This is a genomic window from Lapidilactobacillus dextrinicus DSM 20335 (assembly GCF_001436095.1).
Taxonomy (GTDB): Bacteria; Bacillota; Bacilli; order Lactobacillales; family Lactobacillaceae; genus Lapidilactobacillus; species Lapidilactobacillus dextrinicus.
On the sequence record NZ_AYYK01000017.1, the window covers coordinates 28,138 to 41,033 of the forward strand.

The 12,896-nt window shown below is 39.1% G+C and carries 15 protein-coding genes and 1 pseudogene; 2 read left to right on the plus strand and 14 right to left on the minus strand.

The genetic code is table 11. The annotated features are described in order from the left end of the window. Window positions 1–5: 5 nt before the first annotated feature. The 6 genes from purQ to cbpB form a co-directional block, all read right to left on the minus strand. The gene (purQ, locus tag FC84_RS07410; protein ID WP_057757345.1) at window positions 6–653 is read right to left on the minus strand and encodes a phosphoribosylformylglycinamidine synthase subunit PurQ; all 648 of its coding nucleotides are present in this window, start codon (window positions 651–653) and stop codon (window positions 6–8) included. Then, the gene (gene purS / locus FC84_RS07415; protein ID WP_057757347.1) at window positions 653–910 is read right to left on the minus strand and encodes a phosphoribosylformylglycinamidine synthase subunit PurS; all 258 of its coding nucleotides are present in this window, start codon (window positions 908–910) and stop codon (window positions 653–655) included. The genes purQ and purS overlap by 1 nt, the downstream gene beginning before the upstream one ends. A gap of 3 nt (window positions 911–913) precedes the next feature. After that, window positions 914–1,642, minus strand: a complete 729-nt coding sequence (locus FC84_RS07420) for a phosphoribosylaminoimidazolesuccinocarboxamide synthase (RefSeq protein ID WP_057757349.1) — start codon at window positions 1,640–1,642, stop codon at window positions 914–916. Next, on the minus strand, window positions 1,629–2,765 hold the full coding sequence (gene purK, locus FC84_RS07425) for a 5-(carboxyamino)imidazole ribonucleotide synthase (protein ID WP_057757351.1): 1,137 nt from the start codon (window positions 2,763–2,765) through the stop codon (window positions 1,629–1,631). Before purK ends, FC84_RS07420 begins: the two co-directional genes overlap by 14 nt. Beyond that, a complete protein-coding gene (gene purE, locus FC84_RS07430) occupies window positions 2,755–3,249 on the minus strand; it encodes a 5-(carboxyamino)imidazole ribonucleotide mutase (RefSeq protein WP_057757352.1) in 495 nt (164 codons plus the stop codon). The genes purK and purE overlap by 11 nt, the downstream gene beginning before the upstream one ends. A 298-nt stretch (window positions 3,250–3,547) precedes the next feature. Then, window positions 3,548–4,024, minus strand: a complete 477-nt coding sequence (cbpB, locus tag FC84_RS07435; RefSeq protein ID WP_057757354.1) for a cyclic-di-AMP-binding protein CbpB — start codon at window positions 4,022–4,024, stop codon at window positions 3,548–3,550. Between the two features lie 108 nt (window positions 4,025–4,132). Here cbpB and FC84_RS07440 point away from each other — a divergent pair, with 108 nt between their 5' ends. Beyond that, a complete protein-coding gene (locus FC84_RS07440; RefSeq protein WP_057757357.1) occupies window positions 4,133–4,876 on the plus strand; it encodes an MIP/aquaporin family protein in 744 nt (247 codons plus the stop codon). A gap of 63 nt (window positions 4,877–4,939) precedes the next feature. Here the strand turns inward: FC84_RS07440 and FC84_RS07445 are convergent, their stop codons facing one another. Together FC84_RS07445 and racE are read right to left on the minus strand one after the other, a co-directional pair. Beyond that, window positions 4,940–5,467: a metallophosphoesterase gene (locus FC84_RS07445; RefSeq protein ID WP_057757359.1), complete on the minus strand. Its 528-nt coding sequence runs from the start codon at window positions 5,465–5,467 to the stop codon at window positions 4,940–4,942. Beyond that, a pseudogene (racE, locus tag FC84_RS09100) lies at window positions 5,464–6,908 on the minus strand (glutamate racemase). Before racE ends, FC84_RS07445 begins: the two are co-directional and overlap by 4 nt. A 260-nt stretch (window positions 6,909–7,168) precedes the next feature. Between racE and pnuC the strand changes: the two are divergent. Then, window positions 7,169–7,924 carry a nicotinamide riboside transporter PnuC gene (pnuC, locus tag FC84_RS07460; protein WP_057757365.1) on the plus strand — a complete coding sequence of 252 codons (756 nt, stop codon included), beginning with the start codon at window positions 7,169–7,171 and terminating at the stop codon, window positions 7,922–7,924. Window positions 7,925–7,983: 59 nt separating this feature from the next. On the opposite strand, the gene trxA is transcribed toward pnuC, so the two are convergent. The 6 genes from trxA to FC84_RS07490 all read right to left on the minus strand — a co-directional run bounded on the left by trxA (window position 7,984) and on the right by FC84_RS07490 (window position 12,807). Beyond that, a complete protein-coding gene (trxA, locus tag FC84_RS07465) occupies window positions 7,984–8,295 on the minus strand; it encodes a thioredoxin (protein WP_057757367.1) in 312 nt (103 codons plus the stop codon). A 122-nt stretch (window positions 8,296–8,417) separates the two neighbouring features. After that, the gene (locus tag FC84_RS07470) at window positions 8,418–10,772 is read right to left on the minus strand and encodes an endonuclease MutS2 (RefSeq protein ID WP_057757369.1); all 2,355 of its coding nucleotides are present in this window, start codon (window positions 10,770–10,772) and stop codon (window positions 8,418–8,420) included. 155 nt (window positions 10,773–10,927) lie between these two features. Then, a complete protein-coding gene (locus tag FC84_RS07475; RefSeq protein ID WP_057757371.1) occupies window positions 10,928–11,467 on the minus strand; it encodes a CvpA family protein in 540 nt (179 codons plus the stop codon). Between the two features lie 290 nt (window positions 11,468–11,757). Further along, window positions 11,758–12,087: a DUF1292 domain-containing protein gene (locus FC84_RS07480; RefSeq protein ID WP_057757373.1), complete on the minus strand. Its 330-nt coding sequence runs from the start codon at window positions 12,085–12,087 to the stop codon at window positions 11,758–11,760. Between the two features lie 20 nt (window positions 12,088–12,107). Continuing rightward, window positions 12,108–12,548, minus strand: coding sequence for a Holliday junction resolvase RuvX (gene ruvX, locus FC84_RS07485; RefSeq protein ID WP_057757375.1), 441 nt, complete (start codon window positions 12,546–12,548; stop codon window positions 12,108–12,110). Between the two features lies 1 nt (window position 12,549). Beyond that, on the minus strand, window positions 12,550–12,807 hold the full coding sequence (locus tag FC84_RS07490; RefSeq protein WP_057757377.1) for an IreB family regulatory phosphoprotein: 258 nt from the start codon (window positions 12,805–12,807) through the stop codon (window positions 12,550–12,552). Window positions 12,808–12,896 lie beyond the last annotated feature (89 nt).

A 12,896-nucleotide genomic window follows, 5' to 3' on the forward strand; every position in this document is an offset into this window, starting at 1 on the left:
TCTGATTAGTTTAAGATACTGCGGAAAAAATCTTGACCATCAATATTGCCAATAATTGCTTCAACGGCCCGTTCTGGATGAGGCATCATCCCTAAAACATTGCCCTTTTCGTTCACGATACCGGCAATTTGCTCAGCGGAACCATTGACGTTCGTTTGATAACGAAAAATCACTTGGTGGTTAGCTTCTAATTGGGCAATGGTGGCTTCGTCAGCATAATAACGCCCTTCGCCATGAGCTACTGGTAACGTAATCGTGGCTTGTTGGTATTGATTAGTAAATTGCGACTGTTGATTAATAACAGTAATTGGCACTTCAGCACAGATAAAGCCAGGTGTTTCATTCATCATTAATTGGCCTGGCAACAACCCAGCTTCGGTCAAAATTTGGAAGCCATTGCAAACACCGACAATCAATTTACCAGCGGCAGCAGCAGTAGTGACTGCTGTCATAATTGGTGAAAAACGTGCGATTGCCCCACAACGCAAGTAATCACCAAAGGAAAAACCGCCCGGTAGAAAAATAGCATCGTAACCGGCTAAACTGGTTGCTTTATGGGAAACGATTTGGGCCTCAACACCGAATAATTGCAAAGCATTCAGCATGTCTAAATCACAGTTAGAACCCGGAAATTGAATCACCGCCGCTTTCATTACAACACCTCAATTTCATCAATGGCATATTGATAAGTTTCGGTATTGGGATTGATCAGTAACTCTTCAGCCATTTTAACTAAATTGGCTGTGGCTTCAGTTAAATTAGTGGCGACTAGTTTAATCTCGAAATATTTACCTTGAGTTACTGATTCAACACCTTGGAAATTTAATTGGTGCAAACTGGTTTTGATCACATCACCTTGGGGATCAAAAACTGAAGGTTTATATGAAACGTAGACTTTCCCTAAATACATCATCTAATCTCCTAATATTTGTTGTAATCGTTCTAAAACAATGGCATAACCATCAACTAAGTTACCCGTCTCTTGACGAAAAACATCCTTATCTAAGGAATGACCAGTCTGTTGATCAACTAACCGCATATTATCTGGTGATAATTCATCGCCTAAAATTATTGCACCTGATGCTGTCCAGCCGAATTCAAACTTGATGTCAATTAAGTCAATCTTCATTTGTGCAAATAACTGTTGTAGTTGCTGATTGATTTGGAACGCTTGTGCTTTAACTTGTGCAATTTGTTCGGCATCAAGAATATGTAATGCTTGGATCTGTAAGTCGTTCATCATTGGGTCATCTAAAGCGTCCGACTTATCATAAAATTCTAAAACAGTTGGTTCTAACTTCAACATCGGTGTCACATGATATTTCGTCACAAAGTGTCCTGAAGCATAGTTGCGAACAACAACTTCCAATGGAATCATCGTTAATTTCTTTGTTAAAATATCCGTGTCATTTTTAACGGCGATGAAATGATTGATAATACCTCGATCTTGTAAATACTTGAAAAGGCGCCAACTGATTTGATTCGTGTAATGACCTTTGTTGGTAATTTGAACTTTGCGTTTGCCGTTAAGGGCTGTGGCTTGATCCTTGCTATGAACCCAAACAATTTCGGGATCATTAGTTTGATAAATCGTTTTGGCCTTGCCATCTGCTAAAATCATTTCTTTTTCAATTGATGTCATGATGCACTTCCTCCCACATTTGTAAGTTTTGGCAATTTTTTTGTCCTAGGACGGTTATATGGCCTAACTTGCGCTTAGGTTTAACTTGATCTTTCTGGTAATCATGAAAATGCCATTCAGGATGAGCAACCAAATCATGGCGCGCTTGAATCATTTGACTGCCTAACAAATTAATCATCCGCACCTCTGGATCAATCAAAGTGATCGGTGCAATTGGCAACCCCATAATGCTGCGAATATGGCCTTCGAATTGAGAAACGTTACACCCTTCAATTGAATAATGACCGGAATTATGCGGACGTGGTGCCAACTCATTCACAACTAGTTTTGACCCGACTAAGAAAAGTTCAATCCCGAGAACGCCTCGTAAATCAAGCGCACGAGCAATTTTTTCAGCATATTGCTGGGCTTGTTTCTGAAGCTGAGGTGCCAAATTTTGATTCACAGTGGTTATTTTTAAAATATGATCTTGATGTTGATTTTGAGCAACTGGCCAAGTCACAATCTGATCACGACCATCACGCGTCACCATAATGCTTAACTCTTGATCAAATAATAGCCGCTTTTCTAAGATTAAATCTAAACCAGCAAACGCATGCTGATGCGCAAGAATTTCGTCAATATCTGCAGAAGTATTAATATCCCACTGACCATGGCCATCGTAGCCGCCGGCGACTGTTTTTAAAATTACCGGCAAACCAATTTCTTGAACTAGCTGAGGTAAATCCTGCAAATTGGAGACAGCGCGAAATTCAGTAACTGGAATACCGGTTTCTTTAAGGAAAGTCTTTTCTAACAAACGATTAGCAGTGATCCGTAAAATCTCAGTTCCTTGTGGTATGGCCACTTTGGTTTGAATGGATTCTAAACCAGCTAAGTCAACATTTTCAAACTCGTAAGTCACAACATCGCATTTTTGAGCTAATTGTGCTAAAGCAACGTGATCAGCATATTCCGCAACAATTTGGTCATCTGCAACTTGCCCCGCTGGTGCATTAGGCTGGGGATCAAGAATGATCACGTTATAACCTAGTGGCTTAGCAGCCTCAGACATCATTCGGCCTAACTGACCGCCGCCAATGATGCCAATTGTTGCCGGTGGTGTAATCGTGTCAACTTTCATGGTGTAACGCCTCTTCACTGGCCAAAACATCAGCCGCCATCTTTTGCCGGGCGCTTATGAGTTGTTTTTGAATCTCAGGATCGGCCATGCCTAATAATTGAGCCGCCAAGTAACCAGCATTACGAGCCCCAGCTTCACCGATAGCCATGGTCGCAACAGGAACACCAGCTGGCATTTGTACGATACTTAATAGTGAATCAACGCCATTTAAAGTCTGGCTTTGAACAGGAACCCCAATCACAGGTACGACAGTATTGGCCGCCAACATGCCTGGCAAGTGTGCTGCCCCACCGGCACCAGCAATAATCAATTGGACACCGTTGGCCAAGGCCAGTTCCGCAAATTCCGTCAATCGAGCCGGTGTGCGGTGAGCCGAAATAATTTTTGTCTCATACTTGATTTTCAAGTCAGTTAAAACTTCGGCCGTTTTTTGTAGCGTTTGCCAATCAGAAATGGAACCCATGACGATCTGAACGTTTTCCATATCAGTCTCCTTTTTAGTTCGTGTTTTTTATATTTTGTAATCATATTAAAGCACATATAAATATAAAAATCTATATTTTATTAACAATTATTTTACATCCAGTTTTATTGTTCGTCTTTTGCTAATGATTTTTACTTTTTTAAACCTTTAGACATGTTCGTAGATTCAAAAAGGTGATTTGTTTAATCCTCAGAATAAAAGCTGGCTGATAGGACATATTTCAAGCCAATATTGCCACAAAAAAAGTGCCGCTAAAGTAAAAACTTTAGCAGCACTTAATCTCTTTAATCTCTAGTGGTTATTCTTTTGATGCTTTCTTAGTGACATCATATTTATTCTCAATATTATGGGCCACAAAGTTAAAGGCCTTCATCATTTCCCGACGTGTCAAAATACCACAGAATACATTGTCGGCATCCACAACTGGCACAAAGGGATTGTCTACTAATAGATGTAACACTTCATCCATATTCGCATCGTCTTTAACGGTATCGAATTCTGTTTGCATCACATCTTTAACTATCAAGCTTTGTAATGGTTGCTGACTAATATCATCAAGTTCAATCATCTTGTTAGTAATCATTGGTATCGTCAATAGACCTAATAAATGAGATTGACCATCCAATACGGGGATTTTTGAGTAACGCACTTTGGTTAACAGTAGAAATGCATGTGTCAACGGATTATCTTCCTGAACAGACGCAACTTTATCTCCAGGAATTAAAAAACCATTTTCTTTTTCCGCTAACATATCTTGAATCGATTTGGCAATCATTAAGAATTGATCCTTTCCATTTTCAGCAATATTTAAACAAAACTTAATTGTATTCCTGGCTAATACCTGTATAATTTTTACTTGTATACTATTCTTTGGAGGAAAGAAATGACATATCCATTAGCAATACGTTTAGCAGCAGAATTTATTGGAACGGCTATCATGGTCCTACTGGGCAATGGTTCCGTAGCCAACGTTGATTTGAAAGGCACTAAGGGCGAACATGGTGGTTGGATTTTAATCTCACTAGGTTATGGTGCCGGGGTCATGATTCCCGCTTTGATTTTTGGTGGTATTTCGGGTAACCACATCAATCCAGCTTTTACTTTAGGACTAGCTTTCTCTGGTCTCTTCCCTTGGCATGAAGTACTGCCTTATATTACCGTCCAATTGTTAGGTGCCTTTGTCGGTCAAGCAATTGTCGTCTTGGCTTATAAGCCTTATTATAACATGACCACAAATCCCGATAGCATTCTTGGTACCTTCTCAACCATTGATAATGCCCACAGTCGCTTCAATGGTTTCATCAACGAATTCGTTGGTACTTACATTCTCGTCTTTGCTGCTTTAGGTATCACTAAGGCACCGTTTTTCAATAACAACTTAGGTACAGCCCATTTAGCTTTAGGCTTCTTAGTGATGACCTTGGTAGCATCATTAGGCGGTCCAACTGGTCCAGCCTTGAATCCAGCTCGTGATTTATCACCACGTATTTTACATGCCTTATTACCCTTAAAAAACAAGAGTGATTCGCATTGGCATTACGCTTGGGTACCAGTTGTTGCTCCAATTCTTGCTGGTATTTTAGCTGTCTTCACTTATAAAAACGTCTTTTTAATCTGGCATCCTTAAGATAGCACACTGATTAAAATTAACAATAATGCTAAAGGCCGAGAAAATTTTTCTCGGCCTTTTTTAATGTTCTTTTTGTTGAAACGTTAATTTTAAACCGGGTACAGGTTGCAAATTACGTTGATAATATTGGACTTGGATCTGACCGTCTGCTACTTCCACAATAGCATAAGTACCTTTCAATGAAACAAACCGACCACGTGGCTGACTAATTGAACCTGGATTTAAAAATAGTCGTCCTTGATCCATCACACAAGCTAATTGATGCGTATGACCATAAAATACTAAGTTAGCCGCTTGTTCTTGTGCGAGTAATGATAACTGTTCTAAACCAAAATTCACGCCATAACGATGACCATGAACAACTAGAATTTTCTGGTCGGCAATTGTTGTCGTTTCTTGAAGCGGAAAGTTTTGGTCAAAATCCATATTACCTTGCACGATTATGAAATGTGATCGTAATGGATCCGTCCAGCTTAATTCAGAATCACCACAATGAATCAGTGCGTCAACTTGCCCTTCATAATGTTCAACTAACGTTTGTAAAATCTGATCATCGCCATGACTATCACTGACAATCAATAATTTCATTTGACTTGCTCCTGTTCTTGCCACCATTGTTGCCAAACTGGTAATAAGTTCTTAATAGCTGCACCACGATGACTATATTGATTTTTCTCTGCAGCCGTCATTTCAGCGAAAGTTTTATCTAACTCAGCTAAGTAAAACAATGGATCATAACCAAAGCCATCATCGCCTCGAGGAACTGTCAAAATTTGGCCAGGAACATTGCCTTCAACAACCAAATCAGCAGCAGGACGATCGGGCCAAGCCATAACCAATGTTGTGTGAAAGTTAGCCGTACGTTCTTCAGGGGCTACACCCCCAAGATTGGCCAATAAACGCGCATTATTAGCAGCATCGTTATGCGCCTCTCCCGCGTAACGTGCCGAATAAATTCCCGGTTGTCCATGCAAATAATCAACCTGTAAACCTGAATCGTCTGCCAAAACTGGTGTTTTTAAAATCTGAGCAAAGTGATCAGCCTTTAGACGCGCATTTTCTTCAAAAGTTCGTCCGGTTTCATTAACCTGAGCCAAATGATCAAAATCGTTTAATGTTTTGACTTGCCAACCAGCAGGTTCAAAGACCGCCCGAAATTCTCGAGCTTTGCCATTATTCTGCGTTGCAATCACTAAAACTTTCTCCATGATTAATCAGTAATCTCCTTTTCTAAATGAACTTGTTGCGCTTTAAGATCATTAAGTCCTAACCACTGTGAACCAATTAAATCAAACATTTCTGGTGCGGCTGTTGTGTAAAATTCAGCAGTTGCTAAACGGTCGGTATTTAAATTAGCCAATTTGAAATAATCAAGCAATACAGAAACTTCCGAAACTGTTTCCGCACCTGAATCAATCAGCCGCACATCGTCTCCTAAATATTCCTGAATCAAAGGTCGTAATAAAGGATAGTGAGTACAACCAAGAATCAGTGTATCAATGGCCGTTTGTTTAAATGGTGCCAAAGTTTCTGCAACGACTTTACGTGCTAATGGTGTATCAAACTCGTTACTTTCCACTAATGGAACAAACTTAGGCGCTGCTAAACTGGTCACCTTTAACTGAGCATTACGGTCATGGAGGGCTTTAACATAAGCTTGAGACTTATACGTCCCCTCTGTTGAAATAATACCAATCTGATTATTCTGAGTCGCCTTAATAGCAGCCCGTGTTCCTGGTAAAATAACGCCGACCACCGGAATATCTAACTTAGGTTTAATCATCTCTAACGCTGCAGCCGTTGCTGTATTACAAGCAATGACTAACATTTTAATGTCTTTTTTTAATAAGAACTGCACCATTTGCCAAGTAAACTCCTGTACTTGACTAGCTGGCCGCGGCCCATAAGGTAGACGTGCTTGGTCACCGATAAAAACAATATCTTCATGTGGTAATTGACGCAGTGCTTCTTTAACTACCGTTAAACCGCCAACCCCTGAATCTAAAAAACCTATTGGCTGATTTGCCATATTTCTAAGCCTCGCGAATTTGAATTAGTCTATATTGTCTCTTTTTTTGTTGTTTTTTTCAAGTGATGGCATGAATGGTATCGTTAATTTGTTTTAGATTCAATTGGAATAATTTGGTTGTAAATTTCAGAAAGTAACAATAATTTCTCTGAAACTTACATTTATTTTCCTGCAAATTTATGATAACCTAGTTAGAAACCCTTTTTTAAGGTGGGATAAGGAGCCTAGGGGCTACCTAAATTTGAAAGGAAGATTGAATCTTGGAACACACAGCAAGACAGCATCACAATTTTTTAACGTACTTGAAATGGCTCGGTAAGCAACTACAAGGTTGGCCGCAACAAAGCTATTATTTATTTTGGTTTAGCTTAGGATTACAACTTATGACACTTGTTTCTAATCCCATCACAACAGTAGCTGTGATTACTTTTATCGGAACTACCCTTGGGGTAACTTGTATCTTGAGTATTAGCGCTGCAAAATCTGTCAATGGTTGGCTTGGTCTATTATCTGCAGCTTGTTTTATTTATGCCGGTTGGTCGGCTAAGAACTATTTAGCAATTTTTGAACAAGTGGCTTATATTATTACCCTTGATTTACCAATTCTGCTATCGGTTAAGTCTTGGAATAACGATACCGTTAATCATTTACGTAAGTTTGGCACTAAGCAGTGGCTAATTGCCATTATCGGTACCATTGTTGTCTATGGAATTTCTGGTTGGGCAATTGGTACGTTCACTAACGATCCACGTCCTTGGATTGATGCGTTGAGCTTCGCTGTTAGTTTAACCGCAGGTATTATGTGCTTTATGCGCTATAACAACCAATATATTTGGTGGACTTTCAGTAGTATTTTCCAGATTGTGTTGTGGAGCATTACCTTTAGTCAAGGCGATGCCACTTTAGCAATGGCCATTAATTCCTCGGTCTATATTATTAATGATATTCTCGCCTTCACGGTCAGTCCTTGGTTCAATCACGGCCGCCGCCGGATCGGTTTAAAAGAAATTAAATAAAAAACTACTTAAATTATAGACAAAAAAAGCTCAAAGCATTTACGCTTTGAGCTTTTTTATTAGGCTGTATATTTAGCCAATGTTTCTTGAAGTTGTTCTTTACTGTGATAGCCGACAACCTTTTCAACCACTTCGCCATCTTTTTTAATGAGCAAAGTTGGAATTGCCATAATTCCAAATGATTGTGGTGTATTTGGATTTTCATCGACATCCATCTTTGTAAACTTAACGTCTTTCATTTCTTCTTCAAGTTTTTCCACAACTGGTGATTGCATCCGACATGGACCACACCAAGTTGCCCAAAAGTCAGTTAAAACAACACCATGATCTGTTTCTTGAGCAAATGTTTTATCTGTAATAGCCTTAACCATTTAAAGGACCTCCATTCAAATCTTACATCACTATATTATCGCATAATCTCAAGTGATTACAATTATTTTGCTTACTAAAAATAACTAAGTTTTTTAATTGATCTAGCTATGAGACAACCAACTTATTTGAAATAAACTAAAGTGGCCCCATTGCCGCCGGCTGAAGCTGGTGCATATTCATATTTTTTAACGCGACGATTACGTTTCAAATAATCTTGTACACCCTGACGAATTGCACCAGTGCCTTTGCCATGAACAATCGTAACTGTTTCATAACCGGCTAATAAAGCTGAATCAATATATTGATCTAAATTAGCAAGTGCTTCTTCATAACGTTGACCACGTAAATCCAGTTGGGTCGCGACATGAGAATTGCTACCGCGAACTGTCACAATATGCCGTTGTGGGGCAGTCTTTTCCGGCTTAATTTTTTCTAAATCACGTGCTGGTAATTTCATTTTAATAATACCGACTTGTACTTCAAACTGCTTGTCATTAAATCTCTGCGTAATGACACCTGTTTGGCCATATGAGAGAACTTTAACGTCATCGCCGACTGATAGCTCTTGTTTCTTTTTAGCTCGCTGTAAAACACGATTATGAGCTAATTGACGCTCTGGATGTAACTTATTTAACTTTCCCTTAGCATCGATTAATTGATTCTCTTTAACATCAGTTCGCCCAGTAAGGCGCATTTGTCGTAATTCATCAATCACTTCATCAGCTTGTTTTTGAGCATCGTTAACAAGTTCATCGGCTTTGTCTTCTGCCTTACTCATGAGTTGATCGCGCTGCGCATTGAAGTCAGCCCAAGCGTGACTTAATTCTTGATGCAATTCAGTAGCATCGGCTAATTGTTGCTGCAGCTCTATGCCGGCTGCTTCTGTTTGCTTACGCTGTTGTTCAAGATCGTTAATCATATTATTTAAATCTTGACTAGCATCATTCATTAATGCCTGTGCTGCTGCCACAATTGCTTCCGGCATACCTAAGCGCTTAGAAATATCAAAGGCATTCGAACGACCAGGTACACCAATTAATAAACGATAAGTTGGCTGTAACGATTCAACATCAAACTCCATACTAGCGTTAATTGTCCCTGGGCGTTCATAGCCATATAACTTCAACTCAGGATAATGCGTTGATGCCACGACATAGGCACCAACCCCACCAAGATAATCAAGAATTGCAATCGCTAAGCTTGCGCCTTCTTGAGGATCAGTTCCAGCACCGAGTTCGTCAAATAAAACTAAATCTTGATCATTAACTTGATCCAGGATCTGAATAATATTATCCATATGCGCTGAAAAAGTACTCAAATTCTGTTCAATTGATTGCTCATCGCCAATGTCAGCAAAAACCTCTCGGAAAATACCAATCTGACTTTCTTCAGCGGCTGGGATAAATAAACCTGCTTGTGCCATTAATTGGATTAAGCCTAAGGTTTTCAAAGTGATCGTCTTACCACCGGTGTTGGGGCCAGTCACAACAATAGCCTGATAGTCTTTACCAATTGCAATGTCATTGCTAACGACTTTCTTCTGATCAATCAGTGGATGTCGGGCTTGACGTAATGCCACTTCATTATTGGCATTAATAATGGGCTCAGTCGCCTTAATTTCAGCGGCATAATGGGCTTTAGCATTGATAAAGTCAAGCTGTCCCATGACCGTTTGGTTATGGCGTAATTCATTTGTATAGGGTGCCAACATAACTGACAATTCAGCAAAAATACGCTCAATCTCTTGTTTTTCTGCAAGTTGATCTTGGCGCAATTTATTATTTAAATTCAAAACACTTTGCGGCTCAACATAAAAAGTTTGACCACTTGCACTTTGGTCATGAATAATGCCACCAAATTGATGTTTGTATTCAGAACGAACGGGCACTACATAACGTTCGTCACGAATTGTAACAATCGGCTCAGTTAAATATTTCGCATTACTACCATGTGTGTATTCGTCCATCTTGCTACGAATTTGGGTTTCAGTGCTATGAATTGTTTTACGAATAGCCGCTAGCTTGGTTGACGCCTCATCTAAAACAGCACCGTCAGAATCAATACTGCGCCGTAACATTTGAGTTTGTTCAGGTAAACCCACTAATTGCTCGATTAAATGTGGTAAGGCGCGTAATTGAAATGGTAAATCTAAATCACGGAAAAAGCGTAAAACGGAACTCGTTGCTTGTAAATTACGACTAATCGCTGCTAATTCAGGACCATTGAGATTACCGCCAATGTCAAGTCGTTTTAAAGATGGCGCAACACTTTGTAATTGGGCAATCGGTAACCCGCCTTTAACCCGTAATAGGTCAGCACCATCTTTTGTTTCATCGAGTCGTTGTTGGACTTGATCTCGTTTGGCAACAGGTACCAATGCCTGAGCTAACTCTTGGCCCATACCTGTTCGTAAATATGGTTGTAACTTTTGTTTAATCTTATTAAATTCAAGTGTTGTTAATACTTTGGTATTCATTTCTTCACCTCTAACTTCTAAAAATCTCCAATAAAAACGTCTATTAATACCAAAAGTCGGACAATTCGCAACGAATTGTCCGACTTCTTGTCGTTAAGCGGAACTAGCTGCCTTGGGGCACACTTTTTAAACTCATTCCTAATACTTATATCTAACTATTGTACAATCCACAATTGGGTAATCCAATTAGTTAAGACTGGTGAGTAACGGACAATTAACGTCGCTAACCACGACTTTTGTAGCATTGTTTGAATTGCCGCTACGGGAATTAAAGCCAGCAAATACAGAATTAAAAATAATGCTGTATAAGCTACAAAAAACGCTAAAAAGGCACTACCCGCACCATTAACCAACGGATCCATTGGTACAAAAATCAGGTTGTGTAAAAATAAAGCTGCTAAATGTGTGAGTGCCCAACCAATGACGACAATAATTAAAAAGGCACAACCAGCATAAAAAGCATTATCAAGATCCAAGCCCAATTCAGATGAGAAAAAAGTAAACTTACTATCCAACGATGCCGATGGATAAGGAATTAGTAAAGTTAATCTGGTACTAAGCCCTTGATAAAAACCGCGAGCAAATAACAAGGTAATCAAGTACCCTAATGTGTAAAAAGCTTGTAACAACAAGCCACGCCTAACCCCAATATAAATATTATAGGCAAATACAATCAAAATTAGAAAACTAAGCATAAAAACCTCTTCATGACATTTAGTTTGATCGGTTCATTCTATTCGAACTGCGGTCCCCTTAAAATCTAAGCCTAATATTAATCGGCTAGCAGCCCAATCAGTTAAATTGAATAGAAATAGTTTATCACTAAATCGACTATTCAACCAGTCAACCAAGATAAATTAAAGATAACCTTACTTTTCAAAACTTCATTAATAATACATCGTGCTTAAACCTAAGAAAAGGACAGGATCAACATACTAATCCTGTCCACTCCTTTAATTAATATTCATTACGGATATTATCATGATTAGTCACTAAGGTTCTCATCATGTAAGAACACGTCTAAGACGCCTTGAACCATATCCCACTCATCATCATCTTCGATGGGTTGCAAGTCACCGGAAGTAGCATCGCCATTCTCATCTGGTGTATAAGCAAATGGGTAAATATCGACCTGCTCATCTTCTTGAGCACCTGCTGGAATTAACAATACATAAGAACGGTTGAAGTCTTCAGAATCAAAGGTAAATAGAATTTCGTAAAGTTCTTCATTACCCTTTTCATCAACTAATGTAATTTGTCGTTGGTCATCATCTAAATCGCTAAAGTCAACGATATTCTTGTTTTGATCAGCCATAGTTCCTCCTATTGGTAGCACTAATTTGATTGTTGCGTTAATTTGCCTTTGGCATCTAAATAATTTTGCAGAATAAAAACTGCAGCTAGTTTATCGATAACTTGTTTCCGCTTCTTACGAGACACGTTACCGTCTTCAATAAGCATGCGCTCTGCCTCAACCGTTGTTAATCGTTCATCTTGAAAATCAACGGGCAAATTAAACTTGTGAACTAAACGCTCACCATAATATTTCGAACGCTCTGCACGTGGTCCTAAAGTGTTATTCATGTTTTTAGGTAAACCTAATACAAAACCGGTTACTTGATAATCTTCAACTAATTGTTTGACCCGCTTTAAACCAAGATTCTCATTGGCTTCATCGATGGGAATAATCTCCACACCTTGCGCAGTCCAACCTAGTTCATCACTAATCGCAACGCCGACTGTTTTAGAGCCGACATCTAGTCCCATTAAGCGCATCTTAACGCTCCTTGTTTAAATAGTTACGGACTAATTCTTCAATAATTTCGTCACGTTCGTGTTTGAGAATCAAGTTACGAGCATCATTGTGCCGAGGAATATACGCTGGATCCCCAGACAAAAGATACCCGACAATTTGATTGATCGGATTGTAACCTTTTTCTTCTAATGCTTGATAAACATTTTCTAGTGTATCTTTAACATTCTTTGACTCGTTATCATCAAAAGAAAAGGACATCGTTTTATCCAATTCGCTCATGACCGTCACCTCGCTTAACACTGATGATACATGAAAGAAACACAAAAAACAATCTTTGTTACCGTTGTGTAACCTAACCACAATATAAA

Coding starts and splice junctions, on each gene's coding strand:
- purQ (WP_057757345.1), bottom strand. CDS start 653: ATGAAAGCGGCGGTGATTCAATTTCCGGGTTCTAACTGTGATTTAGAC.
- purS (WP_057757347.1), bottom strand. CDS start 910: ATGTATTTAGGGAAAGTCTACGTTTCATATAAACCTTCAGTTTTTGAT.
- FC84_RS07420 (WP_057757349.1), bottom strand. CDS start 1,642: ATGACATCAATTGAAAAAGAAATGATTTTAGCAGATGGCAAGGCCAAA.
- purK (WP_057757351.1), bottom strand. CDS start 2,765: ATGAAAGTTGACACGATTACACCACCGGCAACAATTGGCATCATTGGC.
- purE (WP_057757352.1), bottom strand. CDS start 3,249: ATGGAAAACGTTCAGATCGTCATGGGTTCCATTTCTGATTGGCAAACG.
- cbpB (WP_057757354.1), bottom strand. CDS start 4,024: ATGATTGCCAAATCGATTCAAGATATGTTAGCGGAAAAAGAAAATGGT.
- FC84_RS07440 (WP_057757357.1), top strand. CDS start 4,133: ATGACATATCCATTAGCAATACGTTTAGCAGCAGAATTTATTGGAACG.
- FC84_RS07445 (WP_057757359.1), bottom strand. CDS start 5,467: ATGAAATTATTGATTGTCAGTGATAGTCATGGCGATGATCAGATTTTA.
- trxA (WP_057757367.1), bottom strand. CDS start 8,295: ATGGTTAAGGCTATTACAGATAAAACATTTGCTCAAGAAACAGATCAT.
- FC84_RS07470 (WP_057757369.1), bottom strand. CDS start 10,772: ATGAATACCAAAGTATTAACAACACTTGAATTTAATAAGATTAAACAA.
- FC84_RS07475 (WP_057757371.1), bottom strand. CDS start 11,467: ATGCTTAGTTTTCTAATTTTGATTGTATTTGCCTATAATATTTATATT.
- FC84_RS07480 (WP_057757373.1), bottom strand. CDS start 12,087: ATGGCTGATCAAAACAAGAATATCGTTGACTTTAGCGATTTAGATGAT.
- ruvX (WP_057757375.1), bottom strand. CDS start 12,548: ATGCGCTTAATGGGACTAGATGTCGGCTCTAAAACAGTCGGCGTTGCG.
- FC84_RS07490 (WP_057757377.1), bottom strand. CDS start 12,807: ATGAGCGAATTGGATAAAACGATGTCCTTTTCTTTTGATGATAACGAG.